18 protein-coding genes, 1 tRNA gene and 1 pseudogene are annotated in these 25,432 nt (G+C 67.2%); 14 read left to right on the forward strand and 6 right to left on the reverse strand.

What is annotated here, in order from left to right; all coding sequences use genetic code 11:
* Window positions 1–6: 6 nt before the first annotated feature.
* From AZG88_RS13610 to AZG88_RS13620, 3 genes are read right to left on the reverse strand one after another with little or no spacing between them, the layout of a single operon-like run.
* Window positions 7–1,032, reverse strand: a complete 1,026-nt coding sequence (locus AZG88_RS13610; protein WP_197487819.1) for a zinc-dependent alcohol dehydrogenase family protein — start codon at window positions 1,030–1,032, stop codon at window positions 7–9.
* 29 nt (window positions 1,033–1,061) lie between these two features.
* Window positions 1,062–1,412 carry a cyclophilin-like fold protein gene (locus AZG88_RS13615; protein ID WP_063886805.1) on the reverse strand — a complete coding sequence of 117 codons (351 nt, stop codon included), beginning with the start codon at window positions 1,410–1,412 and terminating at the stop codon, window positions 1,062–1,064.
* Between the two features lie 35 nt (window positions 1,413–1,447).
* Entirely contained in the window at window positions 1,448–2,704 is a 1,257-nt protein-coding gene (locus AZG88_RS13620; protein ID WP_061697989.1) for an MFS transporter, read from the reverse strand.
* Window positions 2,705–2,872: 168 nt separating this feature from the next.
* On the opposite strand from AZG88_RS13620, the gene AZG88_RS13625 reads away from it, so the two are divergent.
* The 3 genes and pseudogenes from AZG88_RS13625 to AZG88_RS52555 all read left to right on the forward strand — a co-directional run bounded on the left by AZG88_RS13625 (window position 2,873) and on the right by AZG88_RS52555 (window position 6,381).
* Window positions 2,873–3,793 (forward strand): helix-turn-helix transcriptional regulator, encoded by a 921-nt coding sequence (locus AZG88_RS13625; RefSeq protein ID WP_061043912.1) that lies wholly within the window; start codon window positions 2,873–2,875, stop codon window positions 3,791–3,793.
* Window positions 3,794–4,370: 577 nt separating this feature from the next.
* Window positions 4,371–4,610, forward strand: a pseudogene (locus AZG88_RS49825) (Lrp/AsnC family transcriptional regulator); the annotation flags it as partial.
* 772 nt (window positions 4,611–5,382) lie between these two features.
* Window positions 5,383–6,381 carry a hypothetical protein gene (locus tag AZG88_RS52555; RefSeq protein WP_197487820.1) on the forward strand — a complete coding sequence of 333 codons (999 nt, stop codon included), beginning with the start codon at window positions 5,383–5,385 and terminating at the stop codon, window positions 6,379–6,381.
* Between the two features lie 122 nt (window positions 6,382–6,503).
* Here the strand turns inward: AZG88_RS52555 and AZG88_RS13640 are convergent.
* Window positions 6,504–6,577, reverse strand: a tRNA-Gly gene (locus tag AZG88_RS13640).
* A gap of 96 nt (window positions 6,578–6,673) precedes the next feature.
* The gene (locus AZG88_RS13645; RefSeq protein WP_061697992.1) at window positions 6,674–7,498 is read right to left on the reverse strand and encodes an oxygenase MpaB family protein; all 825 of its coding nucleotides are present in this window, start codon (window positions 7,496–7,498) and stop codon (window positions 6,674–6,676) included.
* 86 nt (window positions 7,499–7,584) lie between these two features.
* On the opposite strand from AZG88_RS13645, the gene AZG88_RS13650 reads away from it, so the two are divergent.
* The 6 genes from AZG88_RS13650 to AZG88_RS13675 all read left to right on the forward strand — a co-directional run bounded on the left by AZG88_RS13650 (window position 7,585) and on the right by AZG88_RS13675 (window position 16,644).
* Window positions 7,585–8,253 carry a TetR/AcrR family transcriptional regulator gene (locus tag AZG88_RS13650; protein WP_082833303.1) on the forward strand — a complete coding sequence of 223 codons (669 nt, stop codon included), beginning with the start codon at window positions 7,585–7,587 and terminating at the stop codon, window positions 8,251–8,253.
* 9 nt (window positions 8,254–8,262) lie between these two features.
* Window positions 8,263–8,832, forward strand: coding sequence for a dCTP deaminase (gene dcd, locus AZG88_RS13655; protein WP_005238072.1), 570 nt, complete (start codon window positions 8,263–8,265; stop codon window positions 8,830–8,832).
* A gap of 123 nt (window positions 8,833–8,955) precedes the next feature.
* On the forward strand, window positions 8,956–10,356 hold the full coding sequence (locus AZG88_RS13660) for a lipase/acyltransferase domain-containing protein (protein WP_061697994.1): 1,401 nt from the start codon (window positions 8,956–8,958) through the stop codon (window positions 10,354–10,356).
* 12 nt (window positions 10,357–10,368) lie between these two features.
* Window positions 10,369–13,326 carry a CHAT domain-containing protein gene (locus AZG88_RS13665; protein ID WP_061043883.1) on the forward strand — a complete coding sequence of 986 codons (2,958 nt, stop codon included), beginning with the start codon at window positions 10,369–10,371 and terminating at the stop codon, window positions 13,324–13,326.
* A gap of 83 nt (window positions 13,327–13,409) precedes the next feature.
* Complete coding sequence (locus AZG88_RS13670) at window positions 13,410–15,347, forward strand: DNA/RNA non-specific endonuclease (RefSeq protein ID WP_061697995.1); 1,938 nt, start codon at window positions 13,410–13,412, stop codon at window positions 15,345–15,347.
* Between the two features lie 22 nt (window positions 15,348–15,369).
* Window positions 15,370–16,644 carry a zinc metalloprotease gene (locus AZG88_RS13675; protein ID WP_061697996.1) on the forward strand — a complete coding sequence of 425 codons (1,275 nt, stop codon included), beginning with the start codon at window positions 15,370–15,372 and terminating at the stop codon, window positions 16,642–16,644.
* Window positions 16,645–16,687: 43 nt separating this feature from the next.
* On the opposite strand, the gene AZG88_RS13680 is transcribed toward AZG88_RS13675, so the two are convergent.
* Window positions 16,688–18,583, reverse strand: a complete 1,896-nt coding sequence (locus AZG88_RS13680; protein WP_061697997.1) for an alkyl/aryl-sulfatase — start codon at window positions 18,581–18,583, stop codon at window positions 16,688–16,690.
* A gap of 287 nt (window positions 18,584–18,870) precedes the next feature.
* Here AZG88_RS13680 and AZG88_RS13685 point away from each other — a divergent pair, with 287 nt between their 5' ends.
* From AZG88_RS13685 to AZG88_RS13705, 5 genes are all read left to right on the forward strand, one after another.
* Window positions 18,871–19,326 carry a DUF6069 family protein gene (locus AZG88_RS13685; protein WP_061697998.1) on the forward strand — a complete coding sequence of 152 codons (456 nt, stop codon included), beginning with the start codon at window positions 18,871–18,873 and terminating at the stop codon, window positions 19,324–19,326.
* Entirely contained in the window at window positions 19,320–20,303 is a 984-nt protein-coding gene (locus AZG88_RS13690; protein ID WP_005238086.1) for a TIGR00341 family protein, read from the forward strand. Before AZG88_RS13685 ends, AZG88_RS13690 begins: the two co-directional genes overlap by 7 nt.
* A gap of 116 nt (window positions 20,304–20,419) precedes the next feature.
* Window positions 20,420–21,616 carry an NAD-dependent epimerase/dehydratase family protein gene (locus AZG88_RS13695; protein WP_061697999.1) on the forward strand — a complete coding sequence of 399 codons (1,197 nt, stop codon included), beginning with the start codon at window positions 20,420–20,422 and terminating at the stop codon, window positions 21,614–21,616.
* Window positions 21,613–23,541 carry a cellulose biosynthesis cyclic di-GMP-binding regulatory protein BcsB gene (locus AZG88_RS13700; RefSeq protein ID WP_061698030.1) on the forward strand — a complete coding sequence of 643 codons (1,929 nt, stop codon included), beginning with the start codon at window positions 21,613–21,615 and terminating at the stop codon, window positions 23,539–23,541. Before AZG88_RS13695 ends, AZG88_RS13700 begins: the two co-directional genes overlap by 4 nt.
* A gap of 13 nt (window positions 23,542–23,554) precedes the next feature.
* Entirely contained in the window at window positions 23,555–25,414 is a 1,860-nt protein-coding gene (locus tag AZG88_RS13705; protein ID WP_061698000.1) for a glycosyltransferase, read from the forward strand.
* Window positions 25,415–25,432: the final 18 nt, after the last annotated feature.

Genomic DNA, 25,432 nt, shown 5'->3' on the forward strand with positions numbered 1-25,432 from the left:
GGGAGGTCAGAGGGTGAGCAGGGTTTTGATGGCACGGCGCTCGTCCATCGCCTGGTAGCCCTCGGCCGCCTGGTCCAGCGGGAGGGTGAGGTCGAAGACCTTGCCGGGGTCGATCTCGCGGCGCCAGATCAGGTCGATCAGCTCCGGCAGAAAGCGGCGGACGGGTGCGGGGCCGCCCATCAGGTGAATTTCGGCGAAGAACAGTTGGTCGGCGGGCAGGGTGACACCGTCGTGGGAGACGCCGACGTAGCCGACGTGCCCGCCGGGCCTGGTCGAGCGGATGGCCTGCAGCATCGACTCCTCGGTGCCGACGGCTTCGATGACGCTGTGTGCGCCGAGCCCGTCGGTGAGTTCCTTGATCGCGGCGACACCCTCGTCGCCGCGAGATTCCACGATGTCGGTGGCACCGAATTGGCGGGCCAACCCTTGGCGGTCGGCGTTCCGGGACATGGCGATGATCCGTTCGGCGCCGAGCTGTTTGGCGGCGAGCACACCCATCAGGCCGACGGCACCGTCCCCGACCACGGCCACGGTCTTGCCGGGTCCGGCCTCGGCGGCGACGGCGGCGAACCAGCCCGTCCCGAGGACGTCGGAAGCGGCCAGCAGCGAGGGAATCCGGTCTTGGTCCGGCTGACCGGGCGTGGCGACGAGCGTTCCGTCGGCGTAGGGGATGCGGGCCTTCTCTGCTTGGGTGCCGATGTCTCGGGCGACGAAGGAGCCGTGTACGCAACGGGATTGGTAACCGGCTCGGCAGATCTCGCAGGTGTTGTCGGAGACGGCGAACGACCCGACGACGAAGTCGCCGACCTTCAGGGTCCTCACGGCCTCACCGATTTCCTCCACGACGCCGACGTACTCGTGTCCCATCAGGGTGTGGTCGACCGGTTCCACACCCCGGTACGGCCACAGGTCGGATCCGCAGATACAGGTCGCGGTGATCCGGATGATCGCGTCGGTCGGCTCGACGATCTTCGGGTCTTGCCGCTCGACGACGCGAACATCGCCGGGGGCATACATCACTACTCCACGCATGGTGGTCCTCTTCTGTCGTTGGGGGGTGGTCAGGCTGCGGTGATGATGAGGGAGGCGTCGGCATCGGTGATGGCGTCGAGTCCGGTTTCGATCTCGCCGATCATCACGATCCCGGGATCGGGAATCGTGAAACCGTCTTCGCGGCAGTAGTTGGCCAGGGCACTTCTGGGCGCCCAATAGCCGAGTTGTCCTGCGCGGTAGCTGCTCTGGTCCTGACCGTCGGTGAGTTCGCGAGGCAGCGGTCCGGCCTTCTCGCGACCGCCGAGGTCGTGCAGGGTGATCGTGGCGGGCAGCAGGGACGCGAAGTCTCGTGCGCTGGCGGTGACGCCGGCGGTGACGGCTGTCGCGTGGACGACCAGCCCGGTGATCCTGGGGCGCATGGGTTTTCCTGTCGATGCCGGTGTTCAGCCGCGCTCTAGCTCACTGACGTGGGGACCCGCAGCGTCTCGTCGGAGGGTCGGGGCGGCGGGTTACCGGCGGCAGGACGCGCCCGGGTGGTCGCCAGCAGTGCGATCGGTATCAGCGCGGTGGCGGTGGTCGCGGCGCCGAGGACCGCCGGCCCGACCACACCCAGTGACGTCGACAGGGTGGTCGCGGCTAACGCCGATCCGGTGGCGGTGCCGAGGTTGAAGGCCGCGGTCGCCAGCGAGGACGCCAGCCGGGAGGTATGTCCGGCGAATCGCATGGTCTGGGCGATCAGCACCGGGTTCGCCCCGAGCCCGGAGGCACCCAGGACAACGATCAGACCCACCACGATCGCCGAGTGGCTCGCGGTCGCTGCCAGTACGAGCAGCAGAAGCGAGGTCAGTGCTACCGCCGCGGCGATGGTCGCCAGCGGCCGCCGGTCGCCGATCCGACCACCCAGTGCGGTCCCCACCAGGGCACCCACACCGAAGCCGACGAGTACCAGCGGCACCAGCGCGGCGGAGATGCCGGCGCGGTCGGTCAGCAGGGGGCTGATGAAGCTGTAGGCGCCGAGGAATCCGGCCTGAGCCAGCATGATCGCACCCATCACCGCCCACACCCGCCACGGCCGCACTGCCGAGATCTCCGAGCGCACCGACACACTCACCGTGTCCCCGGTCGCGGTGGCCGGAGCGAACCGAAGAACGGCGACGAGCGCCGGAACCGCCAGCACGGCCAGCATCCAGAACGGACCTCGCCACCCGGTGAACTGGCCGGCGAAGGTGCCCAACGGGACACCGGCGACCACGGACAGACTCAACCCGCCCGAGAGCACCGCCAATGCCCGCGCGCTCGCCCCGGGGCCGACGACCGCGGCCGCCACCACCGCACCGGTCGCCCAGAACGTGCCGGTAGCCAGCGCGGTGAGTACGCGGGAGGCGGTGACGACGGTGAACGAGTCGTTGACCGCGGCCACCACGTGCCCGGCGGAGAACACCATCAGTGCCCCGATCAAGGTGGCTCGGGCGGGCAACCGCAGCGTGGCCAATGCCATTACCGGTGGGCCGATGATCATGCCGACCGCGAACGCCGTGACCAGCAACCCGGCCCGGGCGATATCCACACCCAGATCCGCGGCGACGTCGGGCAACAGTCCGGCGATCATGAACTCGGTCGTGCCCATCAGGAAGATCCCGGCCGCCAGCACATACACCAGCACAGGCAGGGGAGTGCCGGTGTTCGGTCGGACAGGCGTTCGCGTGGTCATGTCACCTCGTCGATATCGAAGGATTCGGTCTCAGAGCACCTCTGCGCTCGCAGCACCCATGCAACGCCGGCAGCTGCCCGCGTGGGAGGCGAGGATTAGGGGGGTGCTGGCAGCACCCCCCTCGCAGCACCTGGCAACGGCCGACGCGCGGGTCGTAGCCTCGGTTGTATGGAGTCCACCAACCGAGTCGCCGAGATCGGCCAATTCCTGGCGTCACGGCGGGCCAAGATCACCCCTGAACACGTCGGGCTGCCCGTCTACGACGCCGCCAAACGCCGCGTCCCCGGCCTACGCCGCCAAGAGGTCGCCACCCTGGCCGGACTCTCGGTCGACTACTACACCCAGATCGAACGCGGCAAGGTCACCGGCGTTTCCGAGTCCGTGCTCGATGCCATCGCGCGTGCCCTGGAACTTGACGACGCCGAACGCTCCCACCTGTTCGACCTGCACCGCAGTGCCCTCACCAGCCCGCAACGAGTTCGCTCACGCCGCACCACCAAGGCCGTGCGGCCGATGGTGCAGCGACTCCTCGACGGCTACAACGGGCCCGCATTCGTGCGCAACGCACGCCACGACCTCGTCGCCGCGAACCGCCTCGCCTACGCCTTCTATTCGCCCCTGTACCCGGACCAACTGCACCCCGATCCCAGCAAGGCGGTCAACTTCGTCCGGTTCTGCTTCCTCGACCCTCGCGCACACGAGTTCTATCCCGACTGGGACCAGATGGCCGACGGCGCGGTCAACCTGTTGCGCACCGACGCCGGACGCGACCCATACGACCGCGGCATCTCCGACCTCGTCGGTGAACTGTCCACCCGCAGCGACGAATTCCGGGTCCGGTGGGCCAAACACAATGTGCGCCTGCACTACACCGGCACCAAAACCTTCCACCACCCCGTCGTGGGTGAGATCACCATCGGCTACGAAACAATGCCGCTGCCCGCCGACCCTGGCCTGGTCCTGACCCTCTACAGCGTCGAACCCGGCAGCCCGTCCGCCGACGCCATGACGCTGCTCGCCAACTGGGCGGCCACCAACCTCGCCGCCACAGCTGCAGCCGACCAGCCGACACACAGCACCAGCGAATAGCGGTGCAGCGACTCCTTCTGTCGAAGTGACGCACATGCCGGCCAATCGGCAAACCTGCAGAAACGCGGCGACTCAGGAGTCGCACCACGTCACTCATGGTCTGTGCGGGGTGACTATTGTAAGGAAACATTTACGCAGCGTCCCTGGCAAAACACCAGCTGAAGACACTTTTTGCTCTGTAAAATGCAGTCTGAGCACCTTGGCCAAGGATTTCGTGCAGGTTCGGGCGGAATATGCCGTGGCGAGCCGGCCCAGGCGGCACTCGGGCGGGCACCGCGGTAACAGCACAGCTGGTGTCGCGAAGTTGATCTTGTGCGGACGCTGATACTGATCGGGACAGCCCTCGGACTCGGCGCGGGCCTGGTGTGTACCAGCCTGTTCGCCTGGTGGTTGTCGTACCCGGTGCGGTTCACCACGGGGTATGTCGGTGAACCATCCGCTTCCGGGCGTATGGAATCGGTGGACCCCATCCCGTTCCTGATCGCCGGCCTGATTGTCAGTGCGGGCCTCGGCGCAGCCGCCGGATACGCAGCCGCCCACCGCGGCTGGCGGCTGATACGACACGCCGCTCGACGGCATCGACCGCATCCTGCTCGATCAGCTCTCGCGCGATGCCCGCACGCCCAACACTGCGCTCGCAGCGCTGGCCGGTATCGCGCCGTCGACCTGCCTGGGACGGGTGCGGGCGCTCGTGGAACGCGGGGTGATCCGCGGGGTCCATGCCGACATCGACCCCATCGCGCTTGGCCGCGACCTGCAGGCCATGATCGCGGTCCGAGTGCAGGCGAACGGGAGGAAGCATCTGGGAAGGATCGGGTGGTGCCGTGCAGCCATCCGTGAACGATGGCGGTGTCGGGTGCTTCGGCAAGGTATGCAACGAGTTTCGTGCCGAGGAGTGCTCTCAGCTTGGTGATGAGGGTGCGCGCTGCCGTGTCGGATCCGGGGTTGGTGTTGACACGTTCGCATCTCCTCGGTCCTCTCCCGGGTGTGCTTTTCAGCTGGTCGCGGAAGTCGTGCGGGGATGGTCGGACTGGCAACGCGGCGTCCCGGGCTGCAGACGGACGTCGGCATCAGCTACAAGAGCGTCAACGACGCGCTGCGCCGGTTGATGAAGGCATACCCGCTCGCCGCGGTATCCGGAGTGGGACGAGTGCCGTTTCGCGCAGGCACTGCTCGATGCCTCGTTGTGGTGTTTCCCGCCGACCGGTGCCGGCGTCCTGGATTCGACCGACATCTCGACGTGGGGGCGGGTGCGGCACCGCAAACCGGTCGTCGACGCCGACCCCCGACTCGCCTCCGCCACCCGATCATCCGCTCGCCCCACTGGATCCGAACCATCCGCATGCCCGCCGCCGCGGCCATCACCTCCCGGATGCCCCGGTCGGCGCGGACGGCCGCGACATCTACACGATCGACATTGACGCCCGGATGGGATGGCGTAGTCCGGAGCTCGAGGAACGATGTTCTTCTGCGGGTCCGATCTCCATGTCGTCACCGATGTTGTGTCGGCGCCCGGCCAACTACCGGTGGTGCACGTCGCGCGGTCGATGAACCTTTCGCCGGCTGGGTCGAACAAGGGATTCAGCGGCATGCCCGCTGTTGAGGCGCTCGGCGACCGCATCGGCAAGCCGCGCCATCTCATCGCCGACCGCGCCTACAACTTCGTCACCGACGACAAGTTCGCGATCCCGGTCTGGCGGCTGGGCTACACCACCATCTACGACCTGCACCCGAACCAGCGCGGGACGCACCCGGGACGCGACGGTACACACACGATATGGATCGACGGCACCCTGTACTCGGCGAGCCTGCCGGCGGGACTCGAGGATCTCGACCCGATCGACGTCGACATGAAGGACGAGGTCCGTGCCCGAACCGAGCGACGTCACCAGGCGCGCCAGGCCTACGCCTTCGTCCCGCACGGGGCCCGCCAACCTGACGGGGCGCGCCGCTACCGCGGGCCCGCCGTCCCACCGGCGCGGGTCCGCTGCCCGAACAACCCGACCTCGATGCGCGCACCGCACAGCGTGCCGACGACCTCCTGCACACCCGGCACGGAATGCGGGTGCGGGCGCACCCTCACCCTCAACGACACGGACTACCCGGATATGCGGATGCCGTTCCAGCACGGCACCCTCGCCTGGGAAGCGTCCTGTCACCGCAGGGTCGGCATCGAGAGCGTCTTCGACCGACCTGAAGCAGAACCGGATGACAATGCATCGTGGGTTCTTCCGCGGCTTCGGAATCCGTCGCTACACCCTGCTCGCGGGGTTCGCCCTCGCTGCGTTGAACCTGCTGATCCTGCACGACGCGGCCGCCCGCCCGCGGAACGCTCGACTGTTGGGGCCGGTTCCTCGGGGAACCGGAACCCGAGCGCACACCGCGCCGGCGGCCTCGCATCAATCGAGCCAACAAGGGCCACACGGAATCGTCGTCTGCCACTCGTCCCGGCAGATAGCTACCCCGCCCGGCGCCGGAATCCACAGATCCCGGTGGCCGACCTCGACCATCCGCCGAAAATGACCAATTATCGAGCACGGGTTCGCCAGATTTACTGCTCCTACCACGTCGAACGTGCCGCACGCTGACCGGAGAACCGCCCGAAACGGACACAATAGGGTCGAATTCGCAGATAGTGGGGTCCGAGTCCGATCGCGGGCCCAATGGGTGAACACAACGGACCCTAATGGGTGAACACCCCGTGGATGGATGGAGCCGATGACGGGAATCGAACCCGCGTATTCAGCTTGGGAAGCTGATGTTCTGCCATTGAACTACATCGGCGCGCACGATATTGGGCGCCCGTAGGCAGGCCCAACACCCTGCGGCGGAAACATTATCAGATGGTGATCCGGACTACCCGAGCACACTCGCGGTGTGTCATACGAGAGGTTTGCCGGCCTTCATTCGGCGTCGTAAATCGAACATGAGCACGTTGTACGGGAACTCCCGGATGCGGACGGGGATGCGCCTGCTGATGGCGCCGATGGTGCGGAGGGTCCGGTCGAAGCGCTTCTGATCCTTGTCGGTCCATGTCAGGTGCATTTCGTCGCGGAACTGCTGGGGCAGGAAGCCGTTGGTGAAGAACATGTTGAGCCGGCCGAACAGGCGGGAGACGATGGCGGGCAGGAATTCGAGGCGTGCGATGGAGAGGACGTGTTCGCGGATGGTGTCGTCGATCGACACCTTGTCGAGGGCCTTGTTCCAGTACTCGTCGAACGCGATGCGGTCTTCGGGCCACATCTCCGGGGGCACCTGAAGGGTGGTGCCGAACGTGGCGCCTTCCTTGTAGAAGAACTCGGCGGCTGCGGGGGAGAGGTCGCCGTGCAGGGCGCGGTTGACGTCCTCGAATCCGCGGTAGATGCAGGCGGCCACCCATAGCTGCAGTTCGGGATCGAATGCGTTGTACTGCACGGGGCTGTCGGGGGTGGAGCGCACCTTGGCGTGGGCGCGGTTGACGCCCTTGCGGAACGCCGCCTTCTCCTCGTCGGTGCCGCGGGCCGCCACCACGAGGTAGGTCAGCGTGGTGCGGGTCCGTTTGATCGGATGTCTGAACAGCTGGCCGCTCTCGACCTTGCTCTCGTATACGCCGTACCCGACCCCGGGGTGGGCGAGCTGCATGATGATGTTCGCGGCGCCTGCCAGTAGTCCGGCGCCGTCCATGACCTGATCGAGACGGTCCGGTACTTCGAGTGACGTCGACATTTTTGTTCCCTCTCCCCACCACGGATTCGCTATCTGAACACGACCGTACTCACATATATGTTCGCCGTCCAGAGTCCGGTGGAAAGATGGTGCGCATGGCTACCGCACCGGTGAACGCGAACGTCGGACACTCGACGGGCGACGGCGGACGGGTCTATGGCGGCCAGGAGCGCGATCAGCGCACATCGGAACGACGCGGCCAGCTCATCGAGGCCGGCCTCGACCTGCTGGGCAGCGCGGACGGCGACCACGCCCTGACGGTGCGCGGCGTCTGCAAGCAGGCCGGCCTCGCTACCCGCTATTTCTACGAGAGCTTCACCGACCGCGACGCGCTCACCGTCGCCGTCTACGACCACGTGGTGGACCGGATCGCCACCAGCACCCTGGACGCCGTGTCGAAGGCCGGGCCGGGTGAACGCGACATCGTGCGCGCCGGCGTCCGCAACATCGTGCGGGAGGTCGCCGAGGATCCGCGTCAGGGCCGTCTCATGTTCTCGGTGGCGCAGTCGAGCGCGGTGCTGGCGCAGCGCCGGCTCGACAGTTCGCGGCTGTTCGCGGGCCTGGCTACCAAGCAGACGGTCGGGTACTACGAGGTGGCCGAGAGCCCGCGCCTCGACCTGGCCGCGCACTTCATGGTCGGGGGCCTCGCGCAGACCCTGACGGCGTGGTTGAACGGCACGGTGACCCTCCCCGAGGAGGAGCTCGTGGACACCTGCACCGAACTGCTGCTCTCCATGGCCATCCACACCCGTTAACCTCTACCTGTGCTCCTCTCCGATCGCGATCTCCGTGCCGAAATTTCCGCTGGACGTCTGGGCATCGACCCGTTCGACGATTCGATGGTCCAGCCCTCGAGCGTGGATGTGCGCCTCGACAGCCTGTTCCGGGTGTTCAACAACACCCGGTACACGCACATCGACCCAGCTCAGCGGCAGGACGAGCTGACGACGCTGGTCGAGCCGGCCGAGGGGGAGCCGTTCGTCCTGCACCCGGGTGAGTTCGTTCTCGGCTCCACGCTGGAGGTGTGTTCGCTGCCCGACGACCTGGCGGGACGCCTCGAGGGCAAGTCCTCGCTCGGCCGCCTCGGACTGTTGACGCACTCCACGGCCGGGTTTATCGACCCCGGCTTCAACGGGCACATCACGCTGGAACTCTCCAACGTCGCGAACCTGCCCATCACCCTGTGGCCGGGCATGAAGATCGGCCAGCTGTGCCTGCTGCGGTTGTCGAGCGCGGCGGAACACCCGTACGGCAGCTCCGCCGTCGGCTCCAAGTACCAGGGCCAGCGGGGCCCGACGCCGTCGAAGGCCTACCTCAACTTCGCGCAGAGCTGAGCCCCGCGACCCGACGAAAATATTGCAAACCGAGTGGTCCGCTACTCGTGTGTATTGCGGCGGGTGAGAGAAGACTGGGATTCGAAGCCGCCCTCTCCTGGGCGTTCGATCCCGGAGGCCGCCATGAAAGACGTAGTCGTGTTGTTGCCCGGCATCGGCGGGTCGGTCCTCGCCCGTGACGGCAAGGACGTATGGGCACCGACACCGGGCGTCGCGCTGGCGGGCGTGCTGTCGCTGGGCGGGAACATCAAACGCCTGAAGCTGGACGGCGACGACCCGGACGTCGACGACCTCGGTGACGGCGTCGTGGCCACCCGTCTGGTCCCGGACTTCCACTTCGTTCCCGGGCTGGACTGGAAGATCGACGGGTACACGAAATTCCGTGACGACGTCGTCCGCCGATTCGGGGTGCTTCCAGGCGACAACTATTTCGAGTTCCCCTACGACTGGCGGCGCGACAACCGGGTGGCGGCCCGCGCCCTGGCCCGACGGACACACGAGTGGCTGACGCGGTGGCGAGAGAAGTCGGGCAACGCGGACGCGAAGCTCGTGCTGGTGTGCCATTCCATGGGCGGAATCGTCGCTCGGCTGTTCCTCGAATTCCTGGACGGGTGGCGTGACACCCGCACCCTCGTCACGTTCGGGACCCCGTACTCGGGCTCGGTCAATGCGCTCGACTTCCTCGTCAACGGTTTCCGCAAGGGCTGGGGCCCGTTCACCGTCGACCTCAGTGCGCTGATCCGGTCGTTCACGTCCGCCTACCAGTTGCTGCCGTCGTATCGGTGCATGGCGGGCGACGACGGGTCGTGGCTCGCGCTCGACGACAAGGCGCTCGACTGGTCGGGGACGGGTCTCGACACCGGCCGGATGGGTGCGGCGGTGAGCCTGCACCGAGCTCTGCGCGACGCCGTCACCGCACGGCTGGATTCGGGACACGACGGCTACGACATCCGTCCGGTCATCGGCGACTTCCAGCCCACCAAGTGGGCCGCCCGGCTCGCCGGAACGAAGGTCGAGACGATGACCGTCCGCGGACCCGGCGAGAGCGGCGGCGACGGCACCGTGCCGAAATTGTCGTCCACCCCGCACGAACTCATGGCGGGATGGAAGAACGCGGCCTTCTTCAGCCAGCGGCACGGCTCCCTCCAGAACGACGACCCGGTGCTCGACCATGTGGGCGGAATCCTGAACACCGCGACACTCGCGCCTCCGAACGTGTTTCCGGCGGTGAACGAATCGGTCGCGCTGGAAGTCGACGACGTCACGACCGCCGAGCCGCTGGTGATCCGGGCACGCACCGGAGCCGGGGGCGCTCGGCTTCTCGCGACGGTCGAGCCCATGGCCGGCGGTCCGAGTCGGGAACACCCGTTGGCGTCGACCGTCGACGGCTGGCAGCAGACGAGCCTCGACGGGCTGGCCGCCCAGGACTACCGGATCACCGTCCGCGCACCCGGGGTGCATCCGGTCACCGACGTCGCGAGTGTGGTCGACCTCGACGAGATCGCCCGGTCCGTGGACGTCTAGGAGCGCGGACGCATGGGACCGACACCCGGTTTCGAGGCACTGGAGATCAGCGTTCTCCGGGCCGGCGACCACGTCTGGCTCTCGGCGCAGTCGCGGATGGGTTCGGTGTTCGCGGTGCGGCGACCGGTCCCGGAATGGAAGCTGCCGAACGACGTCACCGGGAAGACGATCGACACACCGTCCGACTGGTTGACCGACACCGTCCGGCACGCGCGCACCGACGCCGCAACCCATGCGCTCGACGTCGGGAAGGTGTTGACGGATCTGGTGTTCGGGGTCCCGGACATCGTCACGCTGCTGCAGCAGAGCCGGGGGTTGGCCCGGACCACGGGAACCCAGCTCCTCGTGCGCGTCCTCGCCGCACCGCAGGAAGTATGCGCCTGGCCGTGGGAGTTGCTGCTGGATCCGCAACGACCCGACCAGTTCCTCGCCATGGCGCGCGACGTCCACGTGGTGCGGTCGGGACGGTCGCGCACCTACCCGTTGCGGCAGACGCCGATCGAGCCGCCGCTCAACCTCCTGCTGGTGATGTCGAGCCCCCTGCGGTCGGGTCCCGAGGATTCCGAGGCCCCGTTCGACCTGTATGCCGAGAAACGCAGCCTGCTGTCGGAATTGCGGCCACTGGTCGACCGGGGTCTGCTCCGCGTTGTGGTCGAGGACCGCCCGTCCGTCGAACGGCTCCGCAGCCGAATGGGCATGCAGAGACGCGGGTTTCACCTCTTCCACTACCTCGGCCATGCCAATCCCGACGGACTGAAGGTGGAGCAGGGCAACGGTCGCGGGATGCTTCTGCCGAGCCAAGAGTTCGCGTTGCTGCTACAGCAGCTGCCGGACCTCCGGCTGGCCGTGTTCGCGGGCTGCGAGACGGCCCGGGCGCCGGACGGTGCCACCGACGACGACCCGTGGCCCGGGCCGCTGTCGTCCGCCGACATCTGCGTGCGTGATGCGTGCCCGATGGTGATCGGGATGCAGGCGGTGCTGCCCTTCCGGACGGAGCGACTGCTGACTCGTTTCTTCTACCAGGCACTGACCGCCGGCCAGCCCGTCGCCGAGGCGTTGCGGCTGGCGCGGCTCGCGATCAACGGCGACGAGAACAGCGGTGACCCCCTACTCGACTGGGCGGTGCCGTGTCTGTTCGTCGGTGGTAGCGAGCCCGGCGCGATCATCGACCCGGAGGCGAAAGCGCGGCCCGAGCCCTCGCCGCGGCGGATCGCGCGGCGGATCGGGATCCGTCAGGGCGAACTCCGCTTCATCTCCCGCCTCGCGGAGCTGCGCGAGGGGGTGGACGTGTTGTCCGGGCAGACGACCGCTCGATTGCTGCACGTCGTCGGCATGCCCTCCACGGGAAAGACCGCTCTTCTGGACCGGGTGCTCGAGGAGCTCGACCCGAAGATCGCCCATCTGTTCGTCAGCACGAAACGCCTGCTCGCGAAACCCGACCCGCTCCACGAACTGTGCCGGCTCGTCGCTGATCTGTTGCGGGACGCCGGGGCGCGCACCGTGCGGCCGGGCAGTCTCAGTGCCGGCGAGTGGTGGGAGCGACTGCTCGACGACCTCACCGAAGTCCCCATTGCGATCGTGATCGACGACGGTGACCTGCTGCTCGGCGACGAACCCGGTGCCTCGGACCTTCTCGCCGCGCTCGTCCTGCTGACCCAGCGGCGCGTCGACGCGCGGCTCGGCGTGGCGGCCACCGGGGAACTCGTCGGACTGACGGAGTCGCTCCGCGCCTCGGAAGTGCGCACGATCCGTCTCGACGCCCTGTCGTGGCCCGAAGTGTGGCAATGGATTCGGCGGAATCTGCCGACCCTGACCCGCTATCCGGAGGAGGACCTCTCCCGGCTCTACACCGACGTGCGGCACCTGGAACTGTGGGAGCAGTTGGCCGATCTCGCCGCCCGGAACGGGACCTTCGAGCCGCGGGACCTGCCGATCCTGGTCCGACAGCTCGGCGTCGGCGCCGTCAAGCCGGCGGCCCAGGTGTCCAACGGGTCCGACTTCTTCGGCGCGGAATCCCGTGTGCCCGAGGTCGACGCGACGGCCGCGGCACCGGTGCGTCGTGCGTTGCGGTTGGCGGTGGCGGGCCCGTTCACTGCCGGCCGTCGTGAGGAGATCGCCGTCGCCGTCACTCAGTGCGCCATCCGGCACGGGGTTCCGGGGCGAGTGGTGGCCGGTGAGACGGGGCAGGGCGAATCGGCGCTGGCCGAACTCCTTCCTCAGGAGCTGGCGTTCGCGCACGGTATCCCGTCCGAACGCGACGTCTGCCGGTGGATGGAGGACGCAGCCCTGGCCGATGCGGACATCCTGGTATTCGACTACGGCAACGCCGTGCCGACGGATGCGCAGAATGCGGTGATTGCGCGCCTGGTGAGCGAGGGAAGGCTCGTGATCGCCTCGGGCGACCACGCGGACGAGCCGGCGTATCCCGCGTGGAGTGCGGATGCGTTCGCCGTCGGAGCCGTTGAGGACGACGGCACCCTCACTCACGAAACCCCGTACTTCCCCGACGCGGGAAAACCCGACATCTATGCGCCGCGGACGATCACCGGAACGGCGTGCGAGCGGCTCGTCGACAGACCGGAGATGGACGGCACGACGTTCGCCGCGCTGTACGTGGCCGTCGCGGCGATGCTGGTCTGGGCGACCGACCGCGATCTGACGGCGCAGGACGTCCGAGCGCTGCTGGTCGAGACGGCGACACCGATACCTGCGGCGCGGGGTGACACCGCGAAGCAGCTCGAGGTGGACGCGGCACTGGACTGCGCGCGGCGGAAGGTCATCGTCGGGGCGCTCGGGTCGGAGGCACTCGAACTCGGGCAACTCCTCGCGGAAACCCCCATCCGGCCGGAAGTGGCGGTTCCGCTGCTCGACGACCTCGTGGCCGACGGCGACCGCATCCGACGGGTCGTCCGGAACGGCGTCGAACAGTACGAACGCGCCGACACCGTGGTCGGACCGAGAAACGAGTAGCCCACTACGCATGACCGACGTGCCCGCGACGGGAAGGCTCGCAATCACAGGACGAGCCGCCCGACCTACGTGAGGACCGAGTCATGACCATCGTCGACAACATCGGAGACGGACAGTCGCAGCGCACGATGCCTGGGGGAACGTTCGAGGCGGAACGGCAGCGACAGCGCGATGCGGCGGAACTGCGTGCCCGCGAACGGGCCCCGCAGCGGGGCGAGCACGTGGACGCACTCAACGGCCCCGGAGGCGTCGCCGCCGCGGATACTCCCGAACGGATCGCGAAGCGCGTGGACCGGCTCGGTCGCTACTACGCGGCAGGGGATCGGGAGTCGGACACCCTCCCGGATCAGTTACTCGAGAAAATAATCAACACAGCCGATTTCGTCGGCGTCCGATACCTCGATGCCGGTGCCGCCGCCGCCCGGTCGATCGGACGCGTCAACATCCGGGACGTACGAGGAACCCTGCAGGGCTACGGCACGGGCTTCCTCGTCTCACCCACTCTGCTGCTGACCAACCATCACGTGCTGCCGGACGCGGACACCGGCCGCAGCAGCGTGATCGAGTTCGACTACCAGGACGGCATCGACGGAAAACCGCGTCCCGTGCAGATGTTTCCGCTGGACCCGGGTCGGTTCTATCTCGCCGACCGGGAACGCGACTTCGCGCTCGTCGCCGTCGGGGCCGAACCCGGAAAGCTTGCCCAATTCGGTTTCAACCCGCTGATCCAGGCGGAGGGCAAGGCTGTCATCGGTGAATTCGTGACCATCGTGCAGCACCCTCGCGGCGAGAAGAAGCAGATTGCCCTGCGGGAGAACCGTATCGTCGACATTCCCGAGCGGTTCTTGCACTACTCGGCAGACACGGAACCCGGATCCTCGGGTTCCCCGGTCTTCAACGACCAGTGGGAGGTGGTCGCGTTGCATCACGCGAGTGTGCGGGCGCCGCAGCACACCGAGTTCGGTGGTGTCCTCAACGAGGGGGTGCGCATCAGCCGCATCCTCGAGTACGTGCGGGCGCAGAACCTGCCCCCGCAGTCGCGTGACCTCGTCGACGAGATCGTCCGCGCGGAGCGGACGGCACCGACGGTCCCCGCGGCTGTCGAACACGAACAGGAAGTCACCGTCCGGGTTCCCCTGGAGATCACCGTCCGTCTCGGATCTGTCGCGTCGCCCGCCGCCGGGCGACCCGCTGAGCCCGAGGCGATCTCGATCGATCCGGACTACAGCACGCGCGGCGGGTACGACGCGACCTTCCTGCGTGCGCCGCTACCCCTTCCGCGGCCCGGGACGCCGTCGGTCGCGTCACCGGAGTTGAAGTATCACCACTTCAGCGTCGTGATGCACCGCGAGCGGGCACTCGCGCTGTTCACCGCCGTGAACATCGACGGAACGCAATCGCAGAGTCCGCGGCGCGACAGCGACCGTTGGATACTCGACCCGCGACTTCCGGCCGATCAGCAGACGGGGGAGGACGTGTATCGCGAAAATCCGCTCGACCGCGGTCACCTCGTGCGCCGACTCGACCCGGCGTGGGGACATCTCGCGAAGGCGGCGAACGACGACACGTTCCACTTCACGAATTGCACTCCGCAACATCACAGTTTCAACGCGGGGCAGACGTTGTGGCTGGGCCTCGAGGACTACGTCCTGAAGAACGCGGACAACGCCGATCTCGCCGTCAGCGTCGTCACCGGACCCGTTCTCGCGCCCGACGACCCCGAATATCGGGGGGTGGCGCTGCCGCGTCAGTTCTGGAAGATGGTGGCCATGGTCAAGCAGGACGGCGGTCTCTCGGTCACCGGATACCTGCTCAGCCAGGCCGCCCTGCTGGACGAGTTCGCCGAGGGGGAGGAGGCGTTCTCCTACGGCGCATACCGCACGTTCCAGGTACCCGTGCGGCGGATCGCCCAGTTGACCGGTCTGGTCCTGGACCCCTACATCGCGGCCGATCCGCTCGAGCGGATCGAGGCGAGCGCCCTGCCTCGTGAACTGATCCGTCCCCAGGACCTGATTCTCTGAAACCGAAAGGGAGCCCGACGCCATGAGCACCAACGAATCAGATGTCGATCTGCCCACGCAGCGCACCTGCGGGGCGATGGATGTGCACCGGCGGCTGTTGACCGAGTCGGAGTCGTATCGCATCGCCCGATCGGAGATCGAGAACCAGACCATCGACCTGGAATCGCTGCAGTCGATCGCCGCCCGCGGTGTCGCACGGATTCCGGTCGTCGTTCACGTCGTGTGGAAGACTGCGGCGCAGAACATCTCCGACGCGCAGATCGAGAGCCAGATCGCGGTGCTCGACAAGGACTTCCGGGCCACCAACGACGACGTGGACACCGTCCCGTCCGTGTTCGAGGATCTGGTCGGCGACGCGGGAATCGAGTTCTACCTTGCCGACACGGATCCGGACGGACGGGCGACGAACGGAATCACCCGAACTGCAACCGAAGTCGATGCGTTCGATCAGAACGACGGCGTCAAGTCCGCGGAGACCGGCGGTGCCGATCCGTGGCCGACGCAGCGATACCTGAACATCTGGGTCTGCGCGCTCGGTGGTGGTCTGCTCGGCTACGCGCAGTTCCCCGGCGGTCCGGTCGCCACAGACGGCGTCGTGATCACGTACACCGCGTTCGGGACGACGGGCACTGCACGTGCCCCGTTCAACCTCGGGCGCACCGCGACCCACGAGATCGGGCACTACTTCAACCTCTACCACATCTGGGGCGACGACGGCACCGGATGCCGGGGCTCCGACGAGGTCGGCGACACCCCCAATCAGGGCGGGCAGAACGTCGGGATGCCACGATTCCCGCACATCAGTTGCGGGAACGGCCCCCACGGCGACCTGTTCATGGATTACATGGACTACACGGACGACGCCGGGATGGTGATGTTCACCAAGGGGCAGGGCGCACGGATGGGAGCGTGCCTGGACGGCGTCCGGAAGCAGTTGTGGACGGGGCGGCCCGGGGGAACGGAGTCCGCCGCCTCCGCGCTGGTCGCCCGGAGTGCCGCGGGGCGCTGGCGGCATTCCTTCGAGGAGGACCACGACGGCGTCCGCGTGTACCGGCCCGCCGAATTCGACTTCCCGCGCGCGAGGGGGCGTGGCGGTATCGAATTCCGGCCGGACGGTTCGTTCGTCGACTGGGCGATCGGCCGGGGAGACGCCAACGAGGCACGAGAGGGGACGTGGGTGCCCGCCGACGACGGGCGGCTCGAGGTGACCACGGCGGCGGGCGACTCACGCACCGTCCGGGTGGTCCGGCTCGAGGACGACCGACTCGAATTGGACCTCGGTGACGCCTCCGGATGACCCCGCGACCAGACCTGCTCAGGTGGTCGCGGGTTCGGCGGCACTACGGTGTGACGATCGCGAAGTCCGGGTCGGGGGCGTCGAGGTAGCCGATCAACTCCGTCAACGCGGCGGAATTGCCGTCCACTTCGACGCTGCCACCCGAGATCATCTCGCCCAGGTCCTTGCCCCCGAGCACTGCGGCGAGTAGGTCCTGCCGGGTCAGGGTGAATGCCGCATCGGGTGCGGGCATCTCCCCGTCGACGTCGAAGTGCACCAGCACCCCGTTGTGCAGCTGAGCTCGGTGCACGACACCCTCGTCCTTGACGTTCCAGTCGATGGTGAGGTCTGCCGACCAGGCGCGGGGCCCGTCGACCCGCAGCGCGATCGCGTCGAAGGCCTGCTCCACCGTCAGCGCCGCCGAAATGTCCGGGGAGGCAGTGACGATCGGCGTCCCGACCGACCCGTTGCGGAGTTCGTAGGCGCCCATGAGGAAGAAGTTCCGCCAGGTGCCGTTCTCGGATCCATACCCGAGCTGCTCGAGGGTGTCGGCCTGCAACGCCTTCGCCTCGGCGTTGTCGGGCTCGGCGAAGATCACGTAGTTCAGCACCTGTGCGACCCACCGGAAGTCGCCCGCCGCATAGGATTCGCGGGCCTTGCGGAGCGTCTCGTCCACCCCGCCCATGAATTCGACGTGCCGTTTGGCGGATTCGACGGGCGGGTGCTCCCACAGCTTCGCGGGGTTGCCGTCGAACCAGCCCATGTAGCGCTGGTAGATGGCCTTGACGTTGTGGCTGACCGAACCGTAATAGCCGTGCGTGTGCCACGCCTGCGCCACTTTCGGCGGCAGTTCGATCGACTCGGCGATCTCGATTCCGGTGGCGCCCTTGTTGAGCGCCCTCAGGGTCTGATCGTGGAGATACCCGTAGAGGTCGCGCTGGACGGACAGGAACTCGGTGAGCCGCTCGGTTCCCCACGTGGGCCAGTGATGGGACGCGAACAGCACGTCGGTGCGGGCGGCGTACCGGTTGATCGACTCGGTCAAGTATTTCGCCCAGACATGGGGATCGCGAACCAGCGCGCCCCGCAACGTCAGCAGGTTGTGCAAGGTATGAGTGGCGTTCTCGGCCATGCAGAGCGCTCGCCGGTCGGGGAAGTAGAAGTTCATCTCCGACGGCGCCTCGGTGCCCGGGGTGAGCTGGAACTCGATCCGAACCCCGTCGACGGTCTCGGTCTGGCCGGTGTGATCGATGTCGACGGTGGGCGTGATGAGGGTGGGGGTTCCCGTCGAGGTGGTCGGGCCGAGCCCGGCGCCCACGGCCCCTTGCGGCCCGCGCGGCAGCGCAGCCCCGTACATGTATGCGGACCGTCGTGCCATCGCGGCGCCGGCATACACGTTCTCCGCGACGGAGTGCTCGACGAAACCCGCCGGTGCCAGAATCGGGCAACGCCCCGCCGCGACGTCGTCTTCGGTGGTGACCCCCTTGACGCCACCGAAGTGATCGATGTGCGAATGCGAGAAGATCACCCCGGTCACCGGACGATCACCGCGCTGCGCGCGATACAGCGACAGTCCCGCGGCCGCGGTCTCCGCGGAGATCAGCGGATCGATGACGATCACGCCGGTGTCGCCCTCGACCAGGGTCATGTTCGACAGATCGAGGCCACGGATCTGGTAGATACCGTCGGTGACCTCGAACAGGCCTTGACGTGCGCACAGCCGCGACTGCCGCCACAGACTCGGATGCACCGTGGGCGGGCAATCCTGCTCGAGGAACGCGAACGCGTCGCTGTCCCACACCACGTTTCCGTCGGTCCCTGTCACGACACCGGGCTCGAGGGCTGCGACGAAGCCCCGCTCGACATCGGCCAGATCCTGCTCGTCTCCGAACGGCAGCTGCTGCAACGCGTCCTCGTTCGCGGCCTGCACGCTCGCCGTGGCATCTGTCTGACTGGACATGGAACCCCTTCCCACATGCCACGCCGGACGCCGCCGGCCGCAACTGTCCGCGGGCGTCGACCTCGTGGTCATTTCACATGGCGCGCGGCCGGCGACCTTCCTCCGGCGCGGCGCCCGGACTCACCTTGCAGAGTGTCACCGCGGTCACGACGTGACCTCACCCGAGAGAGGTGAAACCACGCGAACCGCCCGTTCCCTTTCACCCGCGAAGGATGACAAATCAGCATTCCGAACGGCCTACCGTGGCTGGAAACCCCCTCCGCCCGACATTCGGAAGGAGCCATTCGATGAACCAGATCCAGCCCGGGAGACCGGCCGCTCCCACCGTCGACGCGAAACGACTGTGGGCCGGAGGTGCCGCTACCGCGATCGTTGCGGCCCTGGCCGCGGTCGTCGGGCTGTTGATCGTCCGCGGGCTGCTCGATATCCCGGTGATCACCCCGGCGACCACCGTGGGAAACTCCCAGGCGAGCACCCTCGCAGTGGGGGCCGCCGTCGCGGCCTTGATCGCCACCGCACTCCTGCACGTGCTCCTGGTCTCGACGCCACGCGCGGCGACATTCTTCGGCTGGATCTGCATACTCGCCACCCTCGTCGCGGCGCTGTGGCCGTTCACCGTCGACGCCACCACCGCGTCGCGGATCGGCAGCGCGGCGATCTACTTCACCGTCGGTATCGCGATCGTCTCGCTGCTCTCCGGCGTCGCGGGATCGGCGCAGACCGCGCGCCCGGACACATGGTGACCAGTCGCCTCGGGATCATTCCCGACAGACAACGTCGCACGCTGACCGAACTGGGCGAACGCCTCGATCTCTCGGTCGGCGACCGGGACGCCAAGCGTTCCGCATTCTGGGTGATGTTGACGCTGTCGGCCGTGATCGCGGTGGCGGGTGTGGTGGGTGATTCCACCGCCACCGTGATCGGTGCGATGATCGTCGCGCCGCTGTCGACGCCCATTCTCGGGGTGGGGTTGGGCATCACCACCGGCAACGGACGCCTGATCGGGCACAGCATGTTCTACGTCCTCGCCGGCATCGCCCTCGTCGTCGTGTTGGGGATGGTGTTCGCGCAGGTGTTGCCGAATCCGACGAATGTACTGACCAATTCGCAAGTAACCGGCCGTACGTCACCGACCCTGATGGACCTGGCCGCCGCGCTGGCCACCGGCCTGGTCGGTGCCGTCGCCGTCGCGAGGAAAGACGTCGGTGACGTTCTTCCCGGCGTCGCCATCGCCATCTCCCTGGTCCCTCCCCTCGCGGTGGTGGGGGTGTGCCTGGGATCGGGGGCACCGTCGCTGGCTGTGGGAGCGTTCGTGCTGTTCGCGTCCAATGTCGTGGCGATGGTCATCACCGCGACGGCTGTGCTCGTTGCCGCGGGATACGCCCGGGAAGTCGGGAGCGCCACCGGCGCGCACCGGCGACGCGCGTATACCGTCCTGGCGCTGGTCCTGGTCGCGGTCGCGATCCCCATGGTAGTCAATTCGCTGTCCTCGCTGTGGGCGCGGCAGATCTCCACCGCAGCGGAGAATTGGCTCGCCGGCACTCCCGGCGCCGAGGTCACCGATGTCACCTGGCAGGGCGGCACTGCCACCGTCGCGGTACTCGGTCCGGAGACACTTCCGCCGGTCGACGAGCTCGAGAAATCTGTTGATGCGCTGGTCCCGTGGAACCCTGACGTGCAGGTGGTGCACACCGTCGGGGCTCGACTCGTGGCGGAGTGACCGGTTGTCCGCCGACCTCGAAACGCCTCCGAACTTGCAGGGTGTCCGGTATGGTTTTTCGTTAACCACTACCGACCTTTACACGTCGCGCGTCCGCCGATGCAAAGGGTGAATCCATGCGGATATTGATCCTCGGAGGAGACGGATTCTGCGGTTGGCCGAGCGCGCTTCACCTTTCGGCGCACGGGCATCAGGTCACGATCGTCGACAGTCTCGTGCGACGCCGGATCGACGACGAGCTCGGGGTGCAATCGCTCACCCCGATCGTTCCGCTCGCCGAGCGCGTGCAGACCTGGCGCGAGGTCACCGGCAACGAGATCGGTGTCGTCGAACTCGACCTCGCCCACGATTACGATGCGTTGACCGAGCTGCTGGCGGCCGAGAGCCCGGAGGCCGTCGTGCACTTCGCCGAGCAGCGGGCGGCGCCGTACTCGATGAAGTCACCGGCCCTCAAGCGTTACACCGTCGACAACAACCTCAACGCCACCCACAATCTGCTGGCCGCCGTGGTACAGGTGGGTATCGATGCCCACGTCGTGCATCTCGGAACGATGGGCGTCTACGGCTACGAGTCGGTGCCGGTAGACCTGCCCGAGGGGTATCTCACCGTCAGCTATCCCGATCGTCATGGGCGTCCGCACACCCGGGACATCCTGTACCCCACCCAGCCGGGCAGCGTGTACCACCTCACCAAGTCGCTGGACCAGTTGCTGTTCCAGTTCTACGCGCGCAACGACGGCGTGCGCATCACCGACCTGCACCAGGGCATCGTCTGGGGTACGCAAACCGATGAAACCGTGCTCGATCCGCGCCTGATCAACCGTTTCGATTACGACGGCGACTTCGGGACTGTGCTCAATCGCTTTCTGGTGCAGGCGGCCGTCGGGTACCCACTGACCGTGCATGGGACGGGAGGACAAACCCGAGCGTTCATCAATATCAGGGACACCGTGCGGTGTATCCGACTCGCCGCCGAATCCGGAGCGGACCTCGGTGGCCGGGTGCGGGTGATGAACCAGGTGACCGAAACCCACCGGGTGTCCGACTTGGCGCACCTCGTCGCGGATACGGTCGGAGCCCACGTCAGCGCGGTCCCCAACCCGCGGGCCGAAGCCGATGAAAACCAGCTCAGTGCACGCAACGACCATCTACTCGGGCTCGGTCTCGAACCGACCAGATTGGCCACGGGCCTGCTGAAGGAGTCCGTCGAGATCGCCCAGAAATACGCCGACCGCGTCGACGTGAGCCGGATTCCGTGTACCTCGTACTGGAACAGGGACCGGAGATCGGTGGCCGCGGAGCAGAGCCGGTGAACGACACGCCTCCGGACGACAGCGCAGATCCGGAGAACTCACGAGGTGACGAGCGGCCTGAAGATCGCGCGCCGTCCGAGTCCGGGTACTTCCGCGGAGAACGGGGGCGCACCGTCCCGCGTTCCGCCTGGTGGATCCTGGCGGCCGCGCTGGCACTTCTTCTCGTCTTCGTGCTCGTACGACCGGTGTGGTTCACCCGCGACGTCGACGACACGAGTCTCGACGTTCCCGCTGACCGCCACTACACCAAATCGTTGTCGGGGGCGGGCTACGACGACGGTGTCTGGCTCACCGACGATTCACCGTCGACGACATTCGCCGTCACCTTCCCCGCCGACTCCGCGCGCGAGCAGACCCGGCTGCGGCTGACCGGGACGACACAGGTGGCCCAGGACAGCGTCGTGTTCTTGACCGTCAGGATGGATGGGCAACAGGTCTACAAGAGCGAACTGGCACGCGGGGACGCCAACGAACTGAACCTGATGGTCGACGTTCCGGAGCAACTGTCGAGCGACGGGCAGGTCCGGGTTCAGGTCCAGGTCGAGGGAACGCTGGACAACCGGACGTGCACACCCGATCACGCGGCGGGCATGCAGGTTCACCTCGACCCCGCGAGCGTGGTCGAGGCGGCCCTGTCCGAACGTGTGCACACCGTGCGCGATGCGGTCGTGTCCTGGGATCGTCGCCTCACCCTGGTGCTCGCCGACCAGAGTGACGAGTGGCGCGGGGCGGCAGCACAAATGGGGATCGCGCTGACCGGTGCCGGTTACGAGGTGACGTATTCGGAGACGATGCCCGGTTCCGGTGTGCAGAATGCGGTGGCGCTCGGCTCCGCCGAAAGGCTGGCAGGCCTCGGCTGGTCCGCCTCGGAGGGAACAGACGGGGGCATCGTTCTCGGCACGGTCGACGACACACCGGTCGTGGGCGTGCTGGCGCCGAACGGCGACCTGATCTCGCAGTTTCTGACCGACCCGCTGGCTGCCACTGCCGATTCCGACCGGAGCGATCCGCAGGCGCTCGCCACCACACCGCTCGGTGGGAACGAGGTGAGCCTGGATGCGCTCGGCGCCGACACCTCCGTGGTGCAGATCGCCGAGGATCACCGCTGGCGGATCGGGTACTCACTCGCCGACCTGCCCGGCGGTCGCCTGCCGCAGTCGGTTCGGGTGGCGATGGCGCTACCCGCGTCGCCGGACGACCTCACCTGGATTCTCAACGTCCAACTCAACGGACAGCTCGTCGAGAGCCGCAGACTCGACGAGACGTCGGCGCAGGCCGTGATCGAGTTGCCCGCCTCGGCGCAACTGCTGGAGAACACTCTGACTCTGACGGTCCAGCGCGACCGCGACCTCGGTGGCTGCGACGTGCGGGTCACCACGTACCCGATGCAGCTCGAGGCCGCGTCTGCACTCGTTCTCGGCGACGACCCGGGCGCGGGATTCACGGCGCTGCCCCGGACGCTGGCCCCCGGTTTTGCCGTCTACTGGCCGGAGGCCGCGCAGTCGAGTGCCGTCGACGAGCTCAACGCGACCGTGCCCGTGCTGACGACATTCATTCCGACACACTATGATCCTGTGTTCGAGTGGAACTCCCAGCCGGCCCCGGGCAGGCCGTTCGTGCTGATCGGGCAAAGTCCGGACGTGAATCCGCCCGTGCGTATCCAGGATGGCCGCATCGTGGCGGGGTCCGAGACGCCTGCCCTGAACATCTCGTCGTTCGACGACGGAATGGTCGTCGAAACCGCCACCAGCACGACTGGCGCCGGCGGACTCGTGATCCAGTACGTCGGGGCGCCCGGGACGATCCCCCTACCGGACTTCGGCAGCGAATCGGCCCGAGTGGTCACGGCACAGGGCAGTGTCATCGTCGAGGGCGACGGCACCACTGCCTCCAGCGCTCCCGTACGTGTGAACGCACCCCGATGACCGGGACGTCCCGATGACCGACGTCGAGCATGCACCACCCGGGCCCGCGGCGGTCACCGACTTCTTTCGGTCGGTCGACAGTGCGCCTGCGGACTACGCCGTCGACCGGCCGCAGAGTGGGACCAACGGTTTCCTGGTCACGTTCGTCGGGTTGTCGATCATCGCCATGTGCATCCGAACGTTGCTGGTGCATACGGACTTCGCCGAGATGCCCCGCGATCTGGTCATCCTGTCCGAGGGGCGCGGCCAGGTCGTGTTTCCGCTGAGGCTGTTCCTCGTCATGTTCTTCCTGACCTACGCGATCCACGCCTATTCGAACATCTGGCGCCGGGTCTTCATCGGAGTATCACTGCTGGGCAAGTACGCCCTGTTCTGTCTCGTCATCGACGTCCTCGCCTGGCTACTCCACAGCGCCGGGATCATCTCGATCTCGGTGTTCGGCGCGCAGATGATCTCAGGGCTGATCGCACTGGGCATCTTTCCGCACACCATTCTCCGGCAGGCTCAACTTCCTCCCCAGGGTCCGCTGCCGCTCGACCCGCGAATACCTCCGAGCGCCTTCTTCAAGCTGGCGGGGTGCCTGGTGTTCGCAATCGCGGGGGCGGCTGTTGCGCTGCACGTCCTCTACGACCTCGTCGAAGTTCTCAAGAGCTGGGCCATACTGGGCGGCATCGGCGCCGGTGTCTTCCTGATGCAGCAACTGCTGGCCGTCTCGACCGCGTTGCTGGGTGTGCGCGCGCTGAAGAAGTCACGCCGCCACGAGTTCTCCCCGCCCACAGCAATTCTCGTTCCCGCCCACAACGAGGCGCACGACATCGGGGACACCATCGCCGCCGTCGACCGGGCCGCGCAGACCTATGCCGGTCGTATCCACCTCTACGTCGTCGACAACGCCTCGACAGACGCCACACACGATGTGGCCGAACAGGTCATCCGCGAGTGCGCCAACATCGCCGGCACTGTGCTCGACTGCCCGACACCGGGCAAGGCCGTCGCCCTGAACGTGGGTCTCGAACACATCGAGGAAGAGTTCGTCGTGCGCATCGACGCCGACACGGTGATCGGGCCGGGCTGCCTGGAGACTGCGATGCGACACTTCGCCGATCCCCGGGTCGGCTGCGTCGGTGGTATTCCGATGCCCCGCGACGAGAAAACGTGGATCGACAAGTGCCGTCTGGTCGAGGTGTACATGCGGCACGGCTTCTTCCAGGTGTCCCTCGACGGCTACCAGGGCGTCATGGGCATCCCGGGTATGTTCGCCATCTACCGCCGGAGCCAGGTGCTCGAGGTCGGCGGCATGGTGCAGGGAATGAACGGCGAAGACACCGACATCTGCATGCGCCTGACCGCGGCCGGCTACCACAGCGTGGCCGATCCGAAGGCCGTGTACTACAGCGAGACCCCCGCGTCCTACGCCCACCTTCGCGAACAGCGAACCCGATGGTTCCGCAGCATCTACCACCTCTCCGCCCGCAATCGGGCGATCCTGCTGGATCGGCAAACCATGATCGGCACCTTCGTGCTGCCGTTCAACCTGGTCAACGCCGCCCGCAGGGCCATGCTGGCACCACTTCTCCTCTTCGCGGTCATCGCCGGATTCGTGTTTCAATCGACGTTCACCACGCTGCAATGGCAACCCGTCGTCGCCACCATGTTGGGCATGTCCATGATCATGACGGTCGTCGTCTGTTTGATCTGGCGGCCGAGTTCGGTGAGGTACATCCCCGCCTACCTCTGTTTCCGCCTGCTGCGCAGCTACTTCACCCTGGCATCCACCCTCAGCCTCATCTACCCGCCGATGCACCCGCGGATCCCCACCCGGCTGCGGCGCTACACGACGGCATTCGGCCCACGAGTGGGTCGTTCACCCTAGCGGTGGGACCTACCTGCG

This window comes from Rhodococcus sp. LB1 (assembly GCF_001583455.1).
GTDB classification, from domain to species: Bacteria; Actinomycetota; Actinomycetes; order Mycobacteriales; family Mycobacteriaceae; genus Rhodococcus_F; species Rhodococcus_F opacus.

Excerpts from the sequence above, each read along its gene's own strand:
- AZG88_RS13625 (WP_061043912.1), top strand. The coding sequence starts at position 2,873 with ATGGAGTCCACCAACCGAGTCGCCGAGATCGGCCAATTCCTGGCGTCA.
- AZG88_RS52555 (WP_197487820.1), top strand. The coding sequence starts at position 5,383 with ATGCCCGCTGTTGAGGCGCTCGGCGACCGCATCGGCAAGCCGCGCCAT.
- AZG88_RS13685 (WP_061697998.1), top strand. The coding sequence starts at position 18,871 with ATGAACCAGATCCAGCCCGGGAGACCGGCCGCTCCCACCGTCGACGCG.
- AZG88_RS13695 (WP_061697999.1), top strand. The coding sequence starts at position 20,420 with ATGCGGATATTGATCCTCGGAGGAGACGGATTCTGCGGTTGGCCGAGC.
- AZG88_RS13680 (WP_061697997.1), bottom strand. The coding sequence starts at position 18,583 with ATGTCCAGTCAGACAGATGCCACGGCGAGCGTGCAGGCCGCGAACGAG.
- AZG88_RS13660 (WP_061697994.1), top strand. The coding sequence starts at position 8,956 with ATGAAAGACGTAGTCGTGTTGTTGCCCGGCATCGGCGGGTCGGTCCTC.
- AZG88_RS13650 (WP_082833303.1), top strand. The coding sequence starts at position 7,585 with ATGGTGCGCATGGCTACCGCACCGGTGAACGCGAACGTCGGACACTCG.
- AZG88_RS13610 (WP_197487819.1), bottom strand. The coding sequence starts at position 1,032 with ATGCGTGGAGTAGTGATGTATGCCCCCGGCGATGTTCGCGTCGTCGAG.
- AZG88_RS13670 (WP_061697995.1), top strand. The coding sequence starts at position 13,410 with ATGACCATCGTCGACAACATCGGAGACGGACAGTCGCAGCGCACGATG.
- AZG88_RS13645 (WP_061697992.1), bottom strand. The coding sequence starts at position 7,498 with ATGTCGACGTCACTCGAAGTACCGGACCGTCTCGATCAGGTCATGGAC.
- AZG88_RS13675 (WP_061697996.1), top strand. The coding sequence starts at position 15,370 with ATGAGCACCAACGAATCAGATGTCGATCTGCCCACGCAGCGCACCTGC.
- AZG88_RS13690 (WP_005238086.1), top strand. The coding sequence starts at position 19,320 with ATGGTGACCAGTCGCCTCGGGATCATTCCCGACAGACAACGTCGCACG.
- AZG88_RS13705 (WP_061698000.1), top strand. The coding sequence starts at position 23,555 with ATGACCGACGTCGAGCATGCACCACCCGGGCCCGCGGCGGTCACCGAC.
- AZG88_RS13620 (WP_061697989.1), bottom strand. The coding sequence starts at position 2,704 with ATGACCACGCGAACGCCTGTCCGACCGAACACCGGCACTCCCCTGCCT.
- AZG88_RS13615 (WP_063886805.1), bottom strand. The coding sequence starts at position 1,412 with ATGCGCCCCAGGATCACCGGGCTGGTCGTCCACGCGACAGCCGTCACC.
- AZG88_RS13665 (WP_061043883.1), top strand. The coding sequence starts at position 10,369 with ATGGGACCGACACCCGGTTTCGAGGCACTGGAGATCAGCGTTCTCCGG.